Here is a 19,902-nt window from a genome sequence, read left to right on the forward strand (position 1 = left end):
GTGAACCTCGTCAGGCTTGTGCCGTTTTCAGGGTTTCGCGCTGCGTCGCGAGATGCATGATGCGCTCCTGCGTCGCCTCACCGGCGGACAGCTCGCCGGTAATGCGGCCTTCGCACATCACGACGATTCGATCGCTCATGCGCAGAATTTCAGGCAGCTCCGACGAGATCATCACGATCGCCTTGCCTTGCGCCGCCAGCGCACGCAGCAACTTGTAGATTTCGCTTTTCGCGCCGACGTCGATGCCGCGGGTCGGTTCGTCGAAGAACAACACGTCGCAATCGCGCTCCAGCCATTTCGCGATCACGATCTTCTGCTGATTGCCACCCGACAATAGCCGCACCGTTTGCGTCGCGGACGGCGTGCGAATGGCGAGTAGCTTGATAAAGTGCTGCGCTCTTTTACGGATCTGACCGCGGCGCAAGAACATATTGAACGACAGGAACTTGCCGAGATCGGACATTACGATGTTCGATTCGACGTCCATGCCGGTGGCAAGACCAAAGCGTTTGCGATCTTCGGACAGATAGCCGATGCCGCGCTTTACCGCATCGCTCGGCTTTTTAATCGACGCCTTCGCGCCCTTCACGAAGATCTCGCCGGATTCGACCGGATCGGCACCGAACACCGCGCGCGCGACCTCGGTACGGCCGGCGCCCATCAAGCCGGCAAAGCCGAGTATTTCGCCCTGACGCAATTCGAAACTGACATTGCGAACCAGCGGACCCGCGACGAGATTCTTCACCTCGAGCGCAAGCGCGCCCTTCACCGGTGCATTCTGCCCCGGCGTCATGTCGGTCAGCGTGCGCCCCACCATCATGCCGATGATCGTTTCGACACTCGTGCCCTCGGTGGGAACAGTCGCCACGTATTCACCGTCGCGCATCACGGTGACGCGATCGGTGATCTGCTTGAGCTCATCCATCTTGTGCGAGATATAGACAACGCCGACGCCGCGTTCTTTCAATTGACGGATGATGCGAAAAAGCTCGGCAATTTCGGCATCGTTGAGCGCGGAAGTAGGCTCGTCCATTATCAGCACGCGCGAATCGAACGACAACGCCTTCGCGATCTCGACCATCTGCTGGCTCGCCACCGTCAGCGCGCCGACCATCGTGCGTGGATCGAGATTCACATGCATGCGGCCGAGAATCTCCCGAGCTTGCGCATTGAGCCGGTCTTCGTCGAGAAGCAGGCCGAAGTGCTTGCGCGGCTCGCGGCCGATAAAGATGTTCTGCGCGACGCTCAGATGATTCATCAGTTGCAACTCCTGATGAATGATGCCGATGCCGACTGCCTGCGCATCGCGCGGCCCCTGAAACTCGACTGGCTTGCCGTCGTAGAGAATTTCGCCCGAATCGCGGGTATAGACGCCGGCGAGGATCTTCATCAGCGTCGATTTCCCCGCGCCGTTCTCGCCCATCAGCGCATGGACCTCGCCGGCCATGAGTTCGAAGTGGACGTCATGAAGCGCTCTGACGCCCGGAAAGCTCTTGCAAAGCCTGTTGACGGAAATGAGTGGGTTCATGTGCGGATGTGCCGACGGCTGCCTATATCACTAGCGCTTTTTACTGTGACCTGCAAACGGCTTTCAATGTGGCTTCCAATGTCGCGTCCATTCAGGACTCGAACAGATCCGGCCTTGCTCGCGCGGACCGGTGCAATTCGGCCACCACCTGGTCGAGATGATCGTGCATCGCTTTCGCGGCCGCATCGCCGTCGCCGGCGGATAACGCCTTAAAAATGCGCTCGTGCTCTTCAAGCGTGTGCACGAGTCGTTCGGGACTGGCGAGCAATTGCCTCGCGCGGTCCAGCGCATTGCGCGACACCGCGACGATTTCCTTCACACGCGGCAGCTTCACCGCGTCGAGCAGAATTTCATGAAAGGCCAGATCGAGTACGTGAAACGCGATACGGTCACCGCCTCCGGCCAGGCCGCGCTGCTTGTCCATATTGCTGGCCAATGCATCGAGCGTCGCCCGATCGTGCATCCGCGCCACACCACGCACCGTTTCGACTTCCAGCGCGCTGCGGATAAACAGGTGCTGACGGATATCGTCGAGCGCGATGGGTTTGACACGCGTGCCGCGCTGCGGCAAAACCTCGACGAGACCGGCATGCGCAAGCCTCGCGAGCGCCGACGAAACGGGAAAGCGCGACACGCCCATCCGTTCGCACACGGCCAGCTTGTCGATCATCATGCCAGGCTCCAACGCCAGCGTCACAATCGCTTCGCGCAACGCCGCCTCGACCGCGTCGGTCAAACTACCGCGCTCGCCGCCCCTGATCTTTTGCAGTGCGACATAAGGGTCGACAGCGGCATTCTCCAGTTCGGCTGAGGAATTCACGGAGGCCTTGATTTCGAAACAACATGCTAGCATGCTAGAAAGCGAATCACGTGTTGTCAACGCGTACCCGGGTCTGGTATTCCCTGGCTTACCGGTACGCGTCGAAGAGAAAAGGCGCGCGCCGACGCGTGCGTGAAGTCAGTCCGCCTGCGCCCGCAGGCGCAAACCGCTAGCCATACATAGCCCCGGAGGGTGCTCAGATGACTACGATCACAAGGCTGTCCGTTCGCGACATCAGGTTTCCCACTTCACGCTCACTGGATGGCTCCGACGCGATGAATGCCGCGCCGGACTACTCCGCCACTTACGTCACGCTCGAAACCGATACGCCGGATCTCACCGGACACGGACTGACCTTCACGATCGGACGCGGCAACGAAATCTGCGTGACGGCGGTCAATGCGTTGGCGCCGCTCATCGTCGGCAAAAAGCTCGAAGATATCGCCACGAACATGGGCGCTTTCTGGCGCGCATTTACTTCGGATAGCCAACTACGCTGGATCGGCCCGGACAAAGGCGCGATTCATCTGGCCACCGCGGCGGTGGTCAACGCGGTCTGGGACCTGTGGGCAAAATCCGTCGGCAAACCGGTGTGGAAGCTGCTGGTCGACATGAGTCCGGAAGAACTCGTGCGTTGCCTCGATTTCCGCTATGTGACGGATGCAATCACGCCGCACGAAGCACTCGCGTTGCTGCATCGCCATGCTGCAACCAAAGGCGAACGCGAAAGGGAAATGCTCGCGCACGGCTATCCGGCCTATACGACGTCCGCCGGCTGGCTCGGTTACGACGACGACAAGATTCGTCGCCTCGCGCGCGAAGGCGTCGCGCAGGGGTGGACGCATTTCAAGCAGAAAGTCGGCGGCAATCTCGACGAAGACGTGCGCCGTGCGCGTATTCTGCGCGAAGAGATCGGCGAGAACCTGAAACTGATGATGGACGCGAATCAGGTATGGGATGTCGATGAAGCGATTTCGAACATGCGTCGCCTCGCGGAGTTCGACCCGTGGTGGATCGAAGAGCCCACCAGCCCCGACGACATTCTCGGCCACGCGGCGATCCGCAAGCGGCTCGGCTCGATCGGCGTCGCCACGGGAGAACATTGCCAGAATCGCGTGATGTTCAAGCAGTTGCTGCAGGCCGAAGCGATCGACTTCTGTCAGATCGATAGCTGTCGGCTCGGCGGACTCAACGAAGTGATCGTCGTGTTGCTGATGGCGGCGAAGTTCGGCGTGCCGGTCTGTCCGCATGCCGGTGGAGTCGGATTGTGCGAGTACGTACAGCACATTTCGCTGTTCGACTATATCTGCGTGTCGGCGTCGCTGGAGAATCGCGTACTCGAATACGTCGATCATCTGCACGAGCATTTTGTCGATCCGGTCGTGATTCGCAATGGGCATTACATGCCGCCGCAACGCGCCGGGTACAGCATCGAAATGCTGGCAGAATCGCTGGACAAGTATTGGTTTCCGGAGGGCGAAGCGTGGCAATCCTGAACGCGGCCTGAACTCGACCTCATACCATGGGAGCGGCCATGCCTTATCCGTTGTCGCCGTCCGCTGTCGACGCATTGCGCGACGGCACACCGGGTGCTCGCAGTACCACGCACTTCAATCATGCCGGTTCGTCGCTGCCGTCTGCCGCCACGCTCGCGGCGATTCACGCGCATCTGTTGCGCGAGGCGTCGCTGGGACCGATGGAGGCCGGCGCGACCAGCGTCGAACAAACCGAACGGGCACGTACGCTCGCCGCGAAACTATTCAACGCCCAGTCTGACGAAATCGCACTGACGACCGGCAATTCGCCGGGCTGGGGCGCGGCGTTCGCGGCGCTGGAGCCGTGGCGCGCGGGACAGCGCATCCTCGTGGCGCGGCACGAATGGGGCGGCAATCTTGCGACGATGCGTCATATCGCGCAACGCGCTGGCGCGACCATCGAAGCGATTCCGTCCGACGCCACCGGCAGGGTCGATCCTGATGCACTCGAAGCGATGCTCGACGAGCGCGTGCGCCTGATTGCGCTTACGTGGCTGCCAGCCAATGGCGGACTGATCAATCCCGCCGCGGCGATCGGCCAGATCGCGCGCCGCCACCGCATCCCGTACTTCATCGACGCCGCGCAGGCCGTCGGGCAACTTCCGGTCGACGTCGCCGAACTCGGCTGCGACGTGCTAGCCGGCGCGGGTCGCAAGGCACTGCGCGGGCCGAGGGGCACGGGCTTGCTGTACGTGAGACGCGACTTTCTCCCGCAACTGATGCCGGCGTTCGTCGACACGTATTCCGCTCCGCTCGATGCCAAAGGCGAACCTGTGCTGCGTGACGACGCCGCGCGTTTCGAATCGTCGGAGGCGTCGATGGCGCTGCGGTGCGGATTGGCCAATGCGCTACACGAGGCGCTTGAAATCGATATCGACAACATTCGCGCGCGAATCGACCAGATCGCTTGCAATTTGCGCGCGCAACTGGCCGAGCTTCCGGGTGTGTCCGTGCTCGATCAAGGCACTGAGCGCTCCGGCCTGGTGTCGTTCAACGTCGCCGGACTGGACGCGCTTTCCGTGCGACGCACGCTGGCAGCGCAAGGTATTACGATCGGCAGCAATGGCGTCCCCTACACGCCATTCGATATGACGAGCAGAGGGCTCACGCAAATCGCGCGAGCGTCGGTGAGCTATCTGACTACCGACGCGGAGATCGATAAACTATTGGCCGCGATCCGAACATTGGCATATTGAGTACTTCATATCGGCGCCCTCTACCTTCATCGTCCGCACACGCTCATGAACGTCGCTCCCCACCCCCATCTCGATCTTTCGAAGTTCCCACGCCACGCCCTTCTCGAAGGCCCGACGCCGATTCAGCACCTGCCGCGTCTGAGCGCACGATTGGCCGGCGCGGACATCTACGTCAAACGGGAAGATCTGACCGGACTCGGCGGCGGCGGCAACAAATTGCGCAAGCTCGAATTCCTGATCGGCGAAGCACTCGCGCGCGGCGCGGACACCATCATCACGGTCGGCGCCCGGCAATCGAATCACGCGCGGCTCACCGCCGCCGCAGCGGCCCGTGTCGGACTCCAATGCGAACTGGTGCTGACGCGCACCGTGCCGCGCTCCGATCACGACTATATGGAAAACGGCAATGTACTGCTCGATGCGCTATTCGGCGCACGCGTGCACGATCTGCCGGGTTCCGCTAACGCGCTGCAATTCGCCGAAGAACGGGCGAACGAATTGCGCGCGCAGGGTCGCAATGTGTATGTGTGTCCGCTCGGCGGTTCGAGTCCGGTTGGGTGCCTCGGTTACGCGGACTGTGCGGCGGAAATCGTCGCGCAATCGCATGCGTTGGCTCTTTCTTTCGATCGCATCGTGGTGCCGAACGGCAGCGGCGGTATGCATGCGGGACTGGTCGCGGGTTTTGTCGCGCTGGGTCTCGACGCGGAGCGCGTCGCCGCCTTCACCGTGTACGGCAATCGCGCTCACGCGCACGCCACCACGCTCGACAAAGCGAACCAGACGCTCCAGCTGATCAATCCCGCGCTTCGCGTGCAGGAAGACGCGATCTCAATCGACGAAGCGCAGCTTGGACCCGGCTATGGAATCCCGACCGACACCATGCGCTCGGCAGTGCGTCTGATGGCATCGACGGAAGGCCTGCTGCTCGATCCGGTGTACAGCGGCAAGGCGTTTGCAGGTCTCGTGGAAAACGTGACTGCCGGAAAATATGCCGCCGGACAGAAGATTCTCTTTGTCATGAGCGGCGGACTTCCTGGACTCTTTGCCTATCGCAACGAGTTCTGAATGCTCTGAATCCTGGCGCCGGCATTGCGGAGCTTCACGCGGCTCGTGCGCGCGAAACAGATTGCCGAGTCGCGGCGCGAACGAAATGATGCTCGATCCTCGTGCGCAATACGCCGTCGAGCGCGGCGAGTTGTTCGCGTAGGCAAATCGCCTGCTCCTCGGTCATTTCGCCGAGAACGATTTTCTGTTCGAGCACGTCGCCGTGACGGGTGACGAGCCAGCGGTCCACGACGACGGCTTCGCGTTCGAGTACGGTCGCCGCGGACGAAACGATCCCGAGATTGACGCCCGATACGAGATGCACCGTGTGCGTCAGCGTGAAACCAGGAAGGAAGTTCGACCAGTCTTGACAGACGGAGGGGGAGAAAGCAGAGGCAGCTTCGCGCATAGTGGGCTCCGGATCAGTGTTTATCGAACCGGTGCCGGCGAGGCCGCTCCCGTTTCGTTGCCGACAATCGGCCGCATCGCCTTAAGGCTTCCACCTTGCCCGGGAGGGCAGGTTGGCGTCGGATAATCCGACTCTGGATGCATGACTTCGTAAATTCGATATCTCGAACTTGGCTCCATTATACCGAAACCGACGCACCGGGCAAGCGGTTGCTTGAAAGCGGGTCGTAAGCCGTTGTCGGTGACGGCCTGGAGCGCGCTGCGAATCCGACCTGTTGGCGGATGCAGAATGACTGGCTGGCTGGGCATGCCACGCCGGACATGCAAACGGAACAGACAGAGAGGGCGTGTCGAGCATCACCCGCCGGAACGAGCCGTGGATGACAGACGGGTACTTTGCGGAAAATCTTGAAGATGCGGAATGTGGATATCCGCGAGAGGGAACGCAATGAACCTGGCGGATGGCGTCCGCCTATCGTTCAGGTCTTTCGAGGGGAGGTGTACTTCCAGAACATCCTGGTGCCGACGGCGAGACTCGAACTCGCACAGCTTTCGCCACTACCCCCTCAAGATAGCGTGTCTACCAATTTCACCACGTCGGCACTGCACTTCGATGCAATTCGATTTGCGACCCGCGCTTCATTTAAAGCCTGCGGATCAAGCTCCGCCGCCCACGAAAATTGGCTTTTGATACGCACCGGAGGTCAATGCGTACGCCCTCAAGATAGGGGGCGCCAATTTCGCCACTGGGGCAGAGGGGCGCTATTCTAGCAGCTAAATTATTTTTTTGAAGCCCCTACGCGATTTTTCTGGCGAGGTTCGGTGGAGTCGCCGGAGGGGATACCGGGCGATGGGTATCGCTATCGCACGCCTTCAGTCAGCTGACGGGTTCGCCATTCGACCGCGTGCTCCTGGAATCAATCCGATTGCCTTCCGCCCGGGTTGCCAGCCAGACGGCACAATCGACCAATCTCACCACCCAAGGAGCCTCTTTTGCCCTGTCCGTCTCTCCACCTCTACACCGACGCCCAATTCGCGAGCCCGTACGCGATGTCGGTATTCGTCACGCTGCACGAAAAGCAGTTGCCCTTCGATCTGTCGACCGTCGACCTCGCAAACAATGCGAACCATGCCCCCGACTACGCGGCCACCTCGCTGACCCGTCGCGTACCGACGCTGATCCATGACGACTTCGCGTTATCCGAGTCGTCGGCGATTACCGAGTACCTCGACGAGACGTTTCCCGACACCCCGGTCTATCCGCGAGACCGGCGCCTTCGCGCGCGAGCGCGCCAGATCCAGGCGTGGCTGCGCAGCGACCTGCTGCCGATCCGCCAGGAGCGCTCCACCGAAGTCGTGTTTTACGGCTCGCGCCACGCGCCGCTGTCCGCCACCGCCCAGGCCGCCGCGCAAAAACTCTTCGCCGCCGCCGACGCATTGTTGTCCGCCGATTCGCCGAATCTTTTCGGCGCATGGTGCATTGCCGATACCGATCTGGCATTGATGTTGAATCGCCTCGTGCTGAATGGCGATGCCGTGCCGCAAAGGCTGAAAGACTATGCCGCTCACCAATGGCAGCGGCCCACCGTGCAAAAGTGGCTGGAACTCGCGCGCCCGCCTCTTTAAGCGACGTAAGTGACTTTATGGACGCAATGGCGAAGCGGTGAAAGGAGCGCCTAAAAAAACCGGCACTGCATCCACCTGTTATTTCCCCTTGCCGTTCCCACCATTGAGATTGGCCCGGTTGCGCGCCCGCTCCCTTTGCCGGCGCACCCGGACGATGCAGACGACGATCAGCACGATCGCCAGCAACGTCAACTCGATCATTGCCGGAATCTGAATTGGATCGTGAAACATCGAGGACCTCCGTCAGGGAATTTGTCCATCTTACTCCGGGCCGATTAATTCTAAGTATTGCGCCGCATCATCCTACTTATGCGCTCAAATCAGCTCGATCAGGCTTTCAAGATTGAAGATCGCCCGCGATAATTCTCTCTTCATTTTTCAAATCGACGGCCATTCAACCCAGATAGCTGTTCCCAGGTAGTTTATTTGCGCTACAGTACGTGAGCGTTCGATTAAATCGTAAGCCATCCCGACAATTTCCCAGGCGCCCCTTCCCGCGTCTTTATCGCCAGTCCTGAAGAAAGCCTGGGTAAAGCTAAAGATATCGCGCCATGCCATCTTTTGCCGTCGCCTATTGCGGTCCCGCTGCTGTCCCGGACAGCGTGTGGTTACGCTGGAACATGGACCCGTGGTTGCTCGCGGCGCTGGCGGCCTTCGCCTTCGTGCTGGCGAGCGGCCGCGCCGCCAACCCGAGAGCCGGCTGGGCGGCCCTCGCGCTGATGGCGATCGTGTTCGTGTCGCCGCTGTGCGCGCTGTCGTCGGCGCTGTTTTCCGCGCGCGTCACTCATCACATCATTCTGATCGCGGCGGTCGCGCCGCTTCTCGCACTCGCGCTTCCTCTGCCGCGTCTGCCCTATCCGCCACTGGTCCCGGTGGTCGCCGCGCACGCGGTCATCATCTGGCTCTGGCACGCGCCGGGGCCGTATGCATGGGGACTGTCGAGCGTGCCCGGCTACTGGTTGATGCAACTGTCATTGCTGGGCAGCGCATGGCTGATGTGGCGCAACATCTTCTCGCCGGTGCTGCCGACCGGACCCGCGCTCATCGCGCTCGTCGCGACGATCGGCCATATGGGTCTGCTCGGCGCGTTGATCGTATTCGCGCCGGTGCCGCTCTATGTGGCGCATTTCGCGACCACCGCCGCGTGGGGGCTCACGCCGCTCGCCGACCAGCAGCTCGCCGGCCTGTTGATGTGGGTACTCGCAATGATCCCTTATCTCGCCGCCGGACTCTCGCTGGTCTGGTCGAGCCTGCGCGTCAGAGAGCCCGCGCTGTGACGACACTGCTGAAATTCATCCATCTAGCCGCGATTGCGATCTGGTCGGGCGGCCTGCTCGTATTGCCGTATCTGTTCTGGCAGCGTCGCGGACTCACGGCCGGCAGCGAACTCGACCGGCTGCATCGCATCACGCGACTCGTGTTCGTGGAGCTGACTTCTCCGGCGGCGTTCGTCGCGATCGCCAGCGGCACCGTGCTGATCTTCCTGCAAGCGACGTTCGTCGAATGGTTCACCGCGAAGATGGTGTTCGTCGGCATCATGGCGATGCTCCATGTGCTCGCCGGCCTCGTGCTGCACGATCTGTATCTGCCCGGCGGCCGCTTCAACCGCGGCTCGGCGATCGCGTTGACGATGGCCTATCTGGTCGTGATAGTCGCGATCATCTGGATTGTGCTGGCCAAGCCGCATATCGATTCGAACCTGTTCGCGCCGCATCTGTTCGAACCCGGCGGACTCGGCCGCTGGCTGCATCACTCCTTCGGCGAAACCAGAATCCCCACGCCATGATCGAACACGAGCTTGCCCCCATGCCAGCCGGCGAAGCCCGTCATCACCGAGGCGAGCAGCGACAGCACGAGCCCGTGCGGCAAAATCTGTTCGGGGTACAGAATTCGCACGCCCCAGTTCGCGCCCGCGAGCGCGACGAGCGTCATCGCCGCGACCGCATGCGACCAGCTGGCTTCCTTCAGCCGAATCCCACGCACCAGCAGCAATTCGGCGGTGCCGACCACGCTCGCGCCGACTCCGCTCCAGAACGCGAAACCGGCGGCCCATACGCCGACACGCACCCAGAACGGATCGCCCGTCCACCAATAGAGCACGTCGACGCCGAGCGTGGCGACCACGAACGCGATCGGGAAATGCACCATCATCACGTGAATCGGGTGGCCGACCAGCGCGACCGCCGAGCCCTTGTCGAGCCGCAACAGCTCCAGCAACACTTCGCTTTTCTCCGTCGAACCGGTCTCGGAGTTACCCTGCTTTGCCATGATCGATTGCCTCCGCGTCGAGTGTGTAGGCCTGCCAAATATCATAGTGGCTGGCGCGTGGCGCTCCAAGCGGGATCGCTCGCGGCGTTGTCCGGTTGCGCGGGGCCGCTGTCGACGCTCGAGCCGTCGGGCCCCGCGGCGGCGTCGATTGCCGGGCTCTGGTGGGTCATGCTGGCCGGCTCCGCGATCCTGTTCGCGCTGGTGCTCGTGCTGTTCCTGCTGACGGTGTTTCGTCCCGGTTGGGGCTCGCGCGTTTCTCCCGCGCGCTGGATCGTGCTCGGCGGCCTCGTCCTGCCCGCCGTGATCCTGATCCCGCTAATCTGTTACGCACTGTATGCGGGCGAGTTACTGATGCCGCTGCGCGCGCATGCGCCAGCGCGTGTCGAAGCGATCGCGCAGCAATGGCACTGGACTTTCCGCTACCCGGACCAGGGCGGCGTCGAAACCGGGAACGTGCTGCATCTACCGGCGGGCATGCCGGTCGACGTCGTGGTCACCAGCAAGGACGTCGTGCACGCATTCTGGATTCCGCGCTTCGCAGGCAAGATCGATGCGGTGCCCGGCCATCATACCCTGCTGCGCATTCAGGCCAATCAGCCGGGTCAGTACTTCGGACAATGCAACGAGTTTTGCGGCATCGGTCACGCGCAGATGCGCTTCACGGTGATCGTCGATCGTCCGGAAGACTTTGACGCCGCCGTCAGAAACGCCGCCGCCACCGGGGAGGTGAACAAATGAGTGTGCCCGTCGAGCCGCAATCGCAGGGCCTCAATGCACTGCGGCTGCATCGTCAGCTCGCCGCGATCTGGGCTACCGGGCCCGGCGTGCAAAAACTCGCGTCGGTCAATCACACGGTACTCGGCATGCGGATGATGATCACGTCGTTCGTGTTCTTCGCGATCGCCGGGATTCTCGGCATGCTCACCCGCGTGCAACTCGCCACGCCGCACGCCGCCTTCATGGACGTCGAGACCTACAACCAGGTCTTCACGATGCATGGATCGATGATGCTGTTTCTGTTCGCGATCCCGATGGTCGAAAGTTTCGCGGTCTATCTCACGCCGAAAATTCTCGGCACCCGCGACTTCGCATTTCCGCGTCTCACCGCATACGGCTACTGGTGCTATCTGTTCGGCGGCACGATTCTGACCGTGTCGCTGATTCTGCGCAGCGCGCCCGACGGCGGCTGGTTCATGTACACGCCGCTGAGTTCGAACGTCTACTCGCCGGGGCTGAACGCCGACGTGTGGCTGCTCGGCATCACCTTCGTCGAGATTTCGGCGCTGTCGCTCGCGATGGAAATCGTCGTGTCGATCCTGAAGATGCGTGCGCCGGGCATGTCGCTCGACCGCATGCCGATCTTCGCGTGGTACATCCTCGTGACCGCGATGATGATGATCGTCGCGTTCCCGCCGCTGATTCTCGGCTCGATCCTGCTCGAAGTAGAGCGCGCGTTCAACCTGCCGTTCTTCGATCCGACGCGCGGCGGCGACCCATTGCTATGGCAACACCTGTTCTGGCTGTTCGGCCACCCGGACGTGTACATCATCTTCCTGCCGATGGCCGGCGTGCTGTCCACGATGATTCCGGTGTTCGCGCGCCGTCGCCTGATCGGCTATCGCGCGATCGTCGTTGCAATCATCGCGCTCGCGTTCCTGAGCTTCGGCATCTGGGTGCATCACATGTTCACGGCGGGCATTCCGCACCTCGCACTCGCGTTCTTCTCAACCGCATCGGCGATCGTCTCGGTACCCACCGCGATCCAGTTCTTCGCATGGCTGGCCACGCTCTCGCACGGCCGGCCGCGCTGGGACGTGCCGATGCTGTACATCTTCGGCTTCTTCTTCGTATTCACCTGCGGCGGCCTGACCGGCGTGATGCTGGCGATGATGCCATTCGACTGGCAAGCGCACGACACCTACTTCGTCGTCGCGCACCTGCACTACGTGGTAGCCGGCGCGCTCGCGTTTCCGATGCTCGCGGCGTTCTATTACTGGCTACCGTTGCTGACCGGGCGCAGCGCCGTGCACAAGTTGTCGGTGCCGGCGTTCTGGCTGATATTCATCGGCTTCAACATGACGTTCTTCATGATGCACCTGACCGGCCTGCTCGGCATGCCGCGCCGGGTGTTCACGTATAGCGGCGACGAAGGCTGGAACTGGCTCAATCTGTTGTCGTCCGTCGGCAGTTTCGTGATGACGATTGGCTTCGCGCTGGTCGTGATCGACATCATCGTGCAGGTGCGTTTCGGTCAGCGCGTGCGGCGCAATCCGTGGGACTCCACCACGCTCGAATGGGCCATGCCGATTCCGCCGATGCCCTACGCGTTCGCGTCGATTCCGCGCATCGATACGGATACCGAAGCAATCTCGCCCGGCCAGCTTGCTCCGCAACTCGCACGCGGGGAAGGCTACCTCGGCTTCACCCGCAACGGCTGGCAGGAAGCGCTCGGCGTGCATATGACCTCCGGCGAGCCGGATCAGCTGATCGTACTGCCCAAGCCCACCTATCTGCCGCTCGTCACCGCTATCGTGACCTGCGCGGCGGTGCTGTCGATGCTGTTCAAGTTCTATCTGCTATCGGCCGGGTTTGCGGCCGTGACGTTCGCCCTGTTCATTTATGCGGGACAGAATGCGGGACTCTCGCGCGACTACGGCGCGCTGCCGGTCGGCCGCGGAGTCAGCGTGCCGCCGCATACCGAAGTGGCCGGCTCGCCGTCGTGGCTATCGTTGATCTGCGCGCTGGTCGCGAACGGCACGCTGTTCACGTCGCTGATCTTCGGCACCTTCTATCTGTGGATCGCCGCGCCGAACTGGCCGGCCGCAACGACGCCGCAGCCGAGCAAGCTGCTCGCGCTCGTCGCCGTGATCGCGCTGGCGGTGGCTGCGGTAAGCACGCGCGCGTCACTGCGAGCCGCGGCGACCGAACGCAAACCGTATGGCACGCTCGGGCTCACCGCGCTCGCACTGATCGCCGCACTCGCTGCCGCCGTGATGTTGATCGCCGGCGTCACGCCGAATCCGCGCGAGCACGCGCTCGGCGCGACCGCCGCCGCGTTGCTGACCTACATCGCGATTCATGCGGGCGCCGGGCTACTGTTCGTCATCAGCAACGTGCTGCGTCTGAACGCCGGCTTCATTTCCGCGCGACGCCTGACCGACCTGCGCCTCACGCGTCTGTGGGCCGACTACACGCTGGCGACCGGCATCATCGCGCTCGGCCTCGTGCTCGCACTGCCCGGCCTCGTCGCGATGCTCGGAGCAAGGCCATGAACGCCCGGCCGCTTTCGCCGCGACGGTTGTGGTGGCTCGCCGTCGGCTTCACGATCTGGTGCGTCGCGTTCGTGGTGCTCTACGCGCTGCACGCGATCGGCTGCGCGTTCGCGTGGCCGAGCGGACCGCTGCGCGCGAGTCTGGCGATTATCCTGCTGCTGCATCTGCTCGCGATCGGCTGGCTGTGGCGCCATCGTGCGGCCACGCGCGACCCCGGACCCGAGCGCATCAGTTCGTTCATGCACACCGTCGTCGTCTGGACCCTGATCGCGGCCCTGGTCGCGACCGTCCTCACGTTCGGCCCCGCGCTGCTGCTCACCACCTGCGTGTAGATATCCGCGCGTGAGCCGAACCACCGCTGACGGTTCCACGCAGCCGTAGTCCGCCCGCCTGTCGGCTCCACAATCCGATACGGAGAAGCATCGATGCAGCCTCACGATCTGGCGCGCAAGGCCATCTGGTCCGCGATCTATCTGCTGTTCATTCTCGCGCCGCTGTTCGCGCTGCTCACCGGTACGTTGCCTCCAGCGCGCAATTTCGGCACCGAGTTCTCGGTCGCGCTGGGCTATTCCGGCCTCGCGATGATGGGCCTGCAATTTGGCCTTACCGCCCGGTTCCGCCACGTCACCGAGCCGTGGGGCGAGGACGTGATCTACCACTTCCATCGACGTATCTCGCTGCTCGCGGTGAGCCTCGTCATCGTGCATCCGCTGATTCTGTTCGCGATCCGCTCCGATAAGGTCGCGATGCCCGACTCGCTGCTCGACGTGCCGTGGGGCGCGTGGTTCGCATTCCTGTCGATCGGCTCGCTGATCGTGCTGGTGATTACCGCGCTATGGCGCAAGCAGCTGAAGATCCCGTACGAGCTCTGGCACCTATCGCATATCGGGCTTGCTCTGGCCGCGATCTTCGGCGGCGTGCTGCATATGATCGGCTGGGGCTTCTATCTGACCGATCCGCTCAAGCGCACGCTGTGGATCTGCATGACGCTGTTCTGGATCGCGCTGCTGCTTTATGTGCGTCTGTTCAAGCCACTGTTCATGCTCCGACGTCCATACCGGATTGCCGAAGTACGCGCCGAACGCGGCGATACCACGACTCTCGTGATGCAGCCCGATGGCCATGCGGGTTTTCGCTTCACGCCCGGCCAGTTCGGTTGGCTCACCGTGTGGGGCAGTCCGTTCAGGATCACCGGACATCCGTTCTCGTTTTCGTCGAGCGCGGATGCGGCGAATGGCCGCGTCGAAATGACGATCCGTAACCTCGGCGACTTCACCAGCAAGGTCAAAACGATCGAGGCCGGCCAGCGTGTTTATCTCGACGGCCCGTACGGCGCGTTCACGATCGGCCACCCGACCGATATGCATGTGCTGATCGCCGGCGGCATCGGTATTACGCCGATGATGAGCATGATCCGCACGCTCGCCGATCGCGGCGATCAGCGCCCGCTGGTGCTGCTGTACGGCGGAAAAAGCTGGGATTCGCTGACGTTTCGCGAGGAACTCGAAGTCCTGCAAACGCGCTTGCCGCTCAAAATCGTCTATGTGTTGTCCGATCCGCCACCGGGCTGGACCGGCGAGAGCGGACGCATCGATGCGGACATTTTCCGGCGTCATCTGCCGCCCGAATACGCGCGTCACGAATACTTCATTTGCGGACCGGACCCGATGATGGATGCGATCGAAACCGCGCTCGCCGACCTGAAAGTGCCACGTATCCGCTACCATTCCGAACGCTACAGCTTCGTCTGAGTTCATTTACTTCAGGAGACTTGCGATGCGTCGACTACTGGCCAATCGACTCGTAGTGGCGACCGGCGTCATCGTCGTCGCGCTCTCGCTGCTATTCGCGTACTTGCGAGTCGATGCATTGCATTAGGTGGCATTAGCCGTCGAGAGCAGACATAGCGCACGCTGTAATACACTGGCTCCGAATCTGGCGCAGCCGTTAATCCGGCATGCGTGTCCTCAAGCTCGAAGGTTGAATCGATATGTCCTATTTTGGAATTGGTCTGCACGTCCTTGTCGCAATCTATTTCGCAATCCACGCGGTGCGCACTAATCAGGGCATGTATTGGCTGTTCATTCTGTTTGTGTTTCCGCTGCTCGGCAGCGTTGTCTATCTATTTGCGATCTATCTGCCCAGCCTGCGCCATTCGCACGGCGCACGCGTCGCCACTCAGGCCATTAGCCAATTCGTCGATCCGAATCGCGCGCTGCGCGAAGCCCGCGCCGATTTCGATCGCGCGCCCACCGTGCAGCACCGGATGCGTCTCGGCGATGCATTGCTCGCTGCCGGCAATCCACGCGAAGCGCTCGAACATTTCCAGGCGGCGGCCAATGGCCCGTTCGCAACCGACCCGGCTCTGCTGCTCGGCCTCGCGCGCTCGCAGTTCGCGCTCGGCGACTACCCGTCTGCCGACGCCACGTTGTCGAATCTGTTCTCCGTCAATCCGCAGGCGCGCAATCAGGGCGAGCCCGCGCTGCTGTACGCGCGCACGCTTGCCGCGTTGAATGCGCCGGGAACGCGCGCGGCCTTCGAGCAGGCGCTGACCTGCGCGGGCGACGTCGCGCCGCGCTGCCTGTTCGCCGACTGGCTCGCCACGCAACCAGACAGCGCCGACCACCAGCGCGCCGGCAGCCTATATGCGGAAATCGTTCAGGATGCCAAACATTGGCCGCGTCATGCCCGCGAACATAATCGCGAGTGGCTGGAGCGCTCGCAGGCGGCGTTGGCGTCGGGTGTGGGGCGGAGCTAGGTACAACGAGGAGAGCTTCGATGAGACAGACGAGCCGAGCCGTTTCTTCGACGTTATTTGCAACGCTTGCCGCAGTCGCTGTCACGTGGGGTTCCGCGAGCTCTCCGGCTCGAGCCGCGAGCCCGGCCGATCCGTTTGCATGGCCGTCGTCGTTCGTGGTACTCGGCGACGGATATCCTCATTCGGGCGATGTCTGTCGACGGCTCGGCGAGTCGGCCGCCACCGCGAACTATCTCGACCATACCGCAATGCTGGTCGGTTGTCCGGGTCCCGGCAATAGCGCGGCCGCGCATCAGATCCTTCAGCGGCGACACGCGCGCGTAGTGGGTGAGACGGATGGCGTCACGCTGATTTCGATTGCGACCGAAAGTACTCCAGCTAGCCATCAGAACGATCGGAAGCATCACACGCCTACCAAGGCGTCGCCTTTCGCGACGACCGGCACGCTGCCCTGCGAGCGCGGCGACGGTCCCACCCGAACCCGGACGATGTGCAAGTTCGGTATCGTGCATCATGACGATCGTTCGACGACGGTGGTCGTCTACTGGCCTGACGACGAGACGCGCGCGATATTCTTTAGCGCTAATGGCCGGGTGATCGGCACAGCCGCTACGGCAAGCGATCGGCCGACGTCGGGCAATACGCTGACCCAGAAGAATGCCGGCGTAAATCGGATTTCAGTGAGCCATGAGCGGTACGAAATCGAGGACAAGCTTCTCACCGGTAATTGAGTCACGCAGCGGTGGTCGACGAACCCACACGCGCCTGCTCAATCTCGCGCCCTTCCCTTCGGCCGTACTCGATCACGGCACCCGTTAATAAATCCCGCCATTAGTAATAAATCTCACGGGCGATGCGCTTATGCGTATCATCTGGCGAGCGCTTGCGGCTTGATTCTTTCAATTCGCTTGGGCAGCACTGCGGGATTACCCCAAGCCGTCAAAGTCAATATTATTGATTAATATTATTACTTGCCAAACGTTTGGCAGCCGTGCAGCCGGTCGCGTCGCCAACCCGTCATCCGCAAGCGAGCGCGCCAGCAGACACCTGTTCGACCGCAACGATTCTGCATCTCGATCTGCATAACTAAGCATTCCAACCCGATCAGAGGTTTCATAGGAGGAGGTCACGATGTCCGGAAGAATTGGCTTGATAGCTGTCTGGCTGGCGATGTCCGTGGGACTCGCCGCCTGCAATGGCGACAACAGCGGCGTGTCGGCATCGCCAGTGGCGAATACCGCGAGCTCGAATTCGTCGTCGGCCAGTAGCGCGTCGAATGCGAATGCGTCGGCGGAAAACAATGCGGCGGACAAGAACACGGCAGCACTACCCTGCGACGCCGCCGCAACCGCCAACACGCCCTGCTCGGCCGCGCACAGCGTGACCCGTCTGCTGACGAAGCACTACAGCGGTCCGCTATTCCAGATCCAGCGCAAGTCCGATCAGAAGACGCTGGACGTCTACCCGTACACGAATAGCACGTTGAAGGGCGGCAATCGCTCGCTGGTCGGCTCGACCAACGTCGACAGCATGAATGCGTTCTGCAACAACACGACCTGCTCCGTCACGTACATCTACGATCAGATCGACCTGGTTGCGCCGCTCAAGGGTGGCGCATTCGGCAACGTCGCGGCAACGCTCACGCTCAATGCGGACGGCTCGGAGTCGCTGACGGTACCGAACGGTAGCTCGGGCTCGTCGAAGACGACCACCGTGCCGGTGCTCAACGGCTTCGCGACGATCACGCTGCCCGGCACGTCCGGCACACTGACCGTGCAACTGCTGCAGCCGCCGACCGCTTTGACCGCGCAGGCGCCGACGCAGCAACTGACGATCGGCAACGACCTGCCCGCGGTGGGCAGCACGGCGGCCCAACTGTCGTACGTGACGACCAACGGCGTACAGATCCCGGCGCTCGGCACGCTCGCCGGACAGGCGTATCGCAAGCGCTTCGGCACGGTCAACCAGTCGATCGGCGACACCGAAATCGCCGCATACATGGTGGCCGGCGCGCACTACAGCCAATCGTCGACCTGCTGCGGCACGTACGGCAACATGGAAAGCAGCGCCGATCCGGGAACCTATGCGCACGGAGAAGTGGAAGGCGAGATGTTCGGACTCGCGTTCTCGAATGGCAATGCAGCGGTGTTCGGCTATTGCGACGGCAATTCGAGCCAGAATCCGAAAGTCAAAGATCCGATCTGCGCCGCTTCAGATACCAATTGGCCGGGCGTCGACGCGGAAGCGGGCGTGTATCTGTACGGTCCGCAGCAACCGGCGAAGGAAAAGTTCGTCACGGTATTGTCGAAGTACTCGCCGGTCGGCCAGGAGAACATCTTCGTGGTCAAGGGCGGTTCGGCTTCGCAAGGCGTGCTGACTTCGCTCTATAACCAGGCACCGCCGGAAGCGCTGAACTTCTTCAACGACGCCGGCCACGCATTCAATGGCCAATGGCAGGGCGGTCTGTCGCTCGGTGAAGGCGGCGACGCCAGCGCCGCGCCGATCCAGTTCTTCGAAGGCGCGATCGTCACCAAGGCCACGTCCGACACGACCGACAACGCGATCCAGGCGAGCATCGCCAGCTTCTACGGGCCGCCGGCCAACGAAGCAGCATCGGCCTGCTACGCGAACAACCTGATCGACTCGCCGCTGAGTCTGTCGTCGCCGGATGCATGGTTGCAGTCGAACGGCGGCACCGCGGTAACCGCCACCGACATTTCCGGCGTCGAACATGGCGCGGCCACGGTCACGAGCACCAACGGCTCCGCGGTGTCGAACATTCACGAAGTGATTCGCGTGCAAGGCGGTCAGTCGTACACGTTCACCGACTACGTGCTGGCCACCACCAACGCGACGGTATTCCCGGGCGGCTCGATCCAGACCGACGACCCGAGCAATACCGAATTCGGCTGGGTGCTGAACACCAACACGGGTGCGGTCGTGCGCGGTACCTGGGGCAATGGCCAGGCCACCTCGGTCAGCGCGGTGAAGTCGGGTAACTGGTGGAAAGTCACGATGACGTTGACCGCGCCGGCAGGTTCGAACAATGCGCAGGTCTTTATCGATCCGCCGACTTCGAGCAGCGCCGGCGTGCGTGCGCAGCAGGCCGCCTATCTGAGCGCGACGCACTACTGCCCGAGTCTCGCGATTCTGACCGCAGCGAAATTGTAAGCAGCATCGTCGCGATGAACCGCATGTCGCTATTGATGAACCGTTGACGCGTTACGCGTTTGAAGGCACACTCGGCCACAATGCACACCCTCACGTCCCACACGATTGCGATGCACCATCATGCGCATACCCGCGTGGGACTGCCTGTGGGGATTGGCATACGCATACGCTAGACGTCATCGATAGCAGCATGCGCCAGAAAGCCCCGCCGGCAACGACGGGGCTTTTTGTTTTTCCGGACCCGATTCGCTTTAATCGCTTTATTTTCCTTGGAAC

The 19,902-nt window shown here is 62.1% G+C and carries 18 protein-coding genes, 1 tRNA gene and 1 riboswitch; of the genes, 13 read left to right on the forward strand and 6 right to left on the reverse strand.

From position 1 onward, the window contains the following. Positions 1-10: 10 nt before the first annotated feature. Both HHL14_RS17155 and HHL14_RS17160 read right to left on the reverse strand, forming a co-directional pair. Complete coding sequence (locus HHL14_RS17155; protein ID WP_169498810.1) at positions 11-1,528, reverse strand: sugar ABC transporter ATP-binding protein; 1,518 nt, start codon at positions 1,526-1,528, stop codon at positions 11-13. A 91-nt stretch (positions 1,529-1,619) separates the two neighbouring features. After that, positions 1,620-2,381, reverse strand: a complete 762-nt coding sequence (locus HHL14_RS17160; protein WP_169498811.1) for a GntR family transcriptional regulator — start codon at positions 2,379-2,381, stop codon at positions 1,620-1,622. Positions 2,382-2,548: 167 nt separating this feature from the next. Here HHL14_RS17160 and HHL14_RS17165 point away from each other — a divergent pair, with 167 nt between their 5' ends. Genes HHL14_RS17165 through HHL14_RS17175 form a run of 3 tightly spaced genes read left to right on the forward strand, consistent with a single transcriptional unit; the run spans position 2,549 to position 6,144 of the window. Next, entirely contained in the window at positions 2,549-3,844 is a 1,296-nt protein-coding gene (locus tag HHL14_RS17165; RefSeq protein WP_169498812.1) for an L-fuconate dehydratase, read from the forward strand. 38 nt (positions 3,845-3,882) lie between these two features. Continuing rightward, the gene (locus tag HHL14_RS17170; RefSeq protein ID WP_169498813.1) at positions 3,883-5,079 is read left to right on the forward strand and encodes an aminotransferase class V-fold PLP-dependent enzyme; all 1,197 of its coding nucleotides are present in this window, start codon (positions 3,883-3,885) and stop codon (positions 5,077-5,079) included. A 45-nt stretch (positions 5,080-5,124) separates the two neighbouring features. After that, positions 5,125-6,144 (forward strand): D-cysteine desulfhydrase family protein, encoded by a 1,020-nt coding sequence (locus HHL14_RS17175; RefSeq protein ID WP_169498814.1) that lies wholly within the window; start codon positions 5,125-5,127, stop codon positions 6,142-6,144. A 34-nt stretch (positions 6,145-6,178) separates the two neighbouring features. Here the strand turns inward: HHL14_RS17175 and HHL14_RS17180 are convergent, their stop codons facing one another. Continuing rightward, positions 6,179-6,532, reverse strand: a complete 354-nt coding sequence (locus HHL14_RS17180) for a hypothetical protein (protein WP_169498815.1) — start codon at positions 6,530-6,532, stop codon at positions 6,179-6,181. Between the two features lie 43 nt (positions 6,533-6,575). Beyond that, positions 6,576-6,678: riboswitch (SAM-I-IV-variant riboswitch) on the reverse strand. A gap of 370 nt (positions 6,679-7,048) precedes the next feature. Beyond that, positions 7,049-7,133, reverse strand: a tRNA-Leu gene (locus HHL14_RS17185). 391 nt (positions 7,134-7,524) lie between these two features. Here HHL14_RS17185 and yfcF point away from each other — a divergent pair. Continuing rightward, positions 7,525-8,157: a glutathione transferase gene (yfcF, locus tag HHL14_RS17190; RefSeq protein WP_169498816.1), complete on the forward strand. Its 633-nt coding sequence runs from the start codon at positions 7,525-7,527 to the stop codon at positions 8,155-8,157. Positions 8,158-8,235: 78 nt separating this feature from the next. On the opposite strand, the gene HHL14_RS17195 is transcribed toward yfcF, so the two are convergent. Then, on the reverse strand, positions 8,236-8,388 hold the full coding sequence (locus HHL14_RS17195) for a hypothetical protein (RefSeq protein ID WP_169498817.1): 153 nt from the start codon (positions 8,386-8,388) through the stop codon (positions 8,236-8,238). Positions 8,389-8,708: 320 nt separating this feature from the next. Between HHL14_RS17195 and HHL14_RS17200 the strand changes: the two genes are divergently transcribed. Both HHL14_RS17200 and HHL14_RS17205 read left to right on the forward strand, forming a co-directional pair. Beyond that, entirely contained in the window at positions 8,709-9,434 is a 726-nt protein-coding gene (locus HHL14_RS17200) for a cytochrome c oxidase assembly protein (protein ID WP_206002368.1), read from the forward strand. Beyond that, positions 9,431-9,943 carry a CopD family protein gene (locus HHL14_RS17205; protein ID WP_169498818.1) on the forward strand — a complete coding sequence of 171 codons (513 nt, stop codon included), beginning with the start codon at positions 9,431-9,433 and terminating at the stop codon, positions 9,941-9,943. Before HHL14_RS17200 ends, HHL14_RS17205 begins: the two co-directional genes overlap by 4 nt. On the opposite strand, the gene HHL14_RS17210 is transcribed toward HHL14_RS17205, so the two are convergent. Beyond that, a complete protein-coding gene (locus HHL14_RS17210; RefSeq protein ID WP_169498819.1) occupies positions 9,907-10,425 on the reverse strand; it encodes a DUF2231 domain-containing protein in 519 nt (172 codons plus the stop codon). The genes HHL14_RS17205 and HHL14_RS17210 overlap by 37 nt on opposite strands. A 57-nt stretch (positions 10,426-10,482) precedes the next feature. Here HHL14_RS17210 and coxB point away from each other — a divergent pair, with 57 nt between their 5' ends. The 7 genes from coxB to HHL14_RS17245 all read left to right on the forward strand — a co-directional run bounded on the left by coxB (position 10,483) and on the right by HHL14_RS17245 (position 19,626). Continuing rightward, a complete protein-coding gene (gene coxB / locus HHL14_RS17215; RefSeq protein WP_329601677.1) occupies positions 10,483-11,163 on the forward strand; it encodes a cytochrome c oxidase subunit II in 681 nt (226 codons plus the stop codon). Next, positions 11,160-13,697 (forward strand): cytochrome c oxidase subunit I, encoded by a 2,538-nt coding sequence (ctaD, locus tag HHL14_RS17220; protein WP_169498821.1) that lies wholly within the window; start codon positions 11,160-11,162, stop codon positions 13,695-13,697. Before coxB ends, ctaD begins: the two co-directional genes overlap by 4 nt. After that, entirely contained in the window at positions 13,694-14,029 is a 336-nt protein-coding gene (locus HHL14_RS17225) for a hypothetical protein (protein WP_169498822.1), read from the forward strand. Before ctaD ends, HHL14_RS17225 begins: the two co-directional genes overlap by 4 nt. A gap of 93 nt (positions 14,030-14,122) precedes the next feature. Further along, entirely contained in the window at positions 14,123-15,448 is a 1,326-nt protein-coding gene (locus HHL14_RS17230) for a ferredoxin reductase family protein (RefSeq protein ID WP_169498823.1), read from the forward strand. Between the two features lie 239 nt (positions 15,449-15,687). Then, positions 15,688-16,455 carry a tetratricopeptide repeat protein gene (locus HHL14_RS17235; protein ID WP_169498824.1) on the forward strand — a complete coding sequence of 256 codons (768 nt, stop codon included), beginning with the start codon at positions 15,688-15,690 and terminating at the stop codon, positions 16,453-16,455. Between the two features lie 20 nt (positions 16,456-16,475). Beyond that, entirely contained in the window at positions 16,476-17,186 is a 711-nt protein-coding gene (locus HHL14_RS17240) for a hypothetical protein (RefSeq protein WP_169498825.1), read from the forward strand. Between the two features lie 400 nt (positions 17,187-17,586). After that, complete coding sequence (locus HHL14_RS17245; RefSeq protein WP_169498826.1) at positions 17,587-19,626, forward strand: arabinofuranosidase catalytic domain-containing protein; 2,040 nt, start codon at positions 17,587-17,589, stop codon at positions 19,624-19,626. Positions 19,627-19,902: the final 276 nt, after the last annotated feature.

The organism is Paraburkholderia antibiotica (genome assembly GCF_012927125.1).
Classification (GTDB): Bacteria; Pseudomonadota; Gammaproteobacteria; order Burkholderiales; family Burkholderiaceae; genus Paraburkholderia; species Paraburkholderia antibiotica.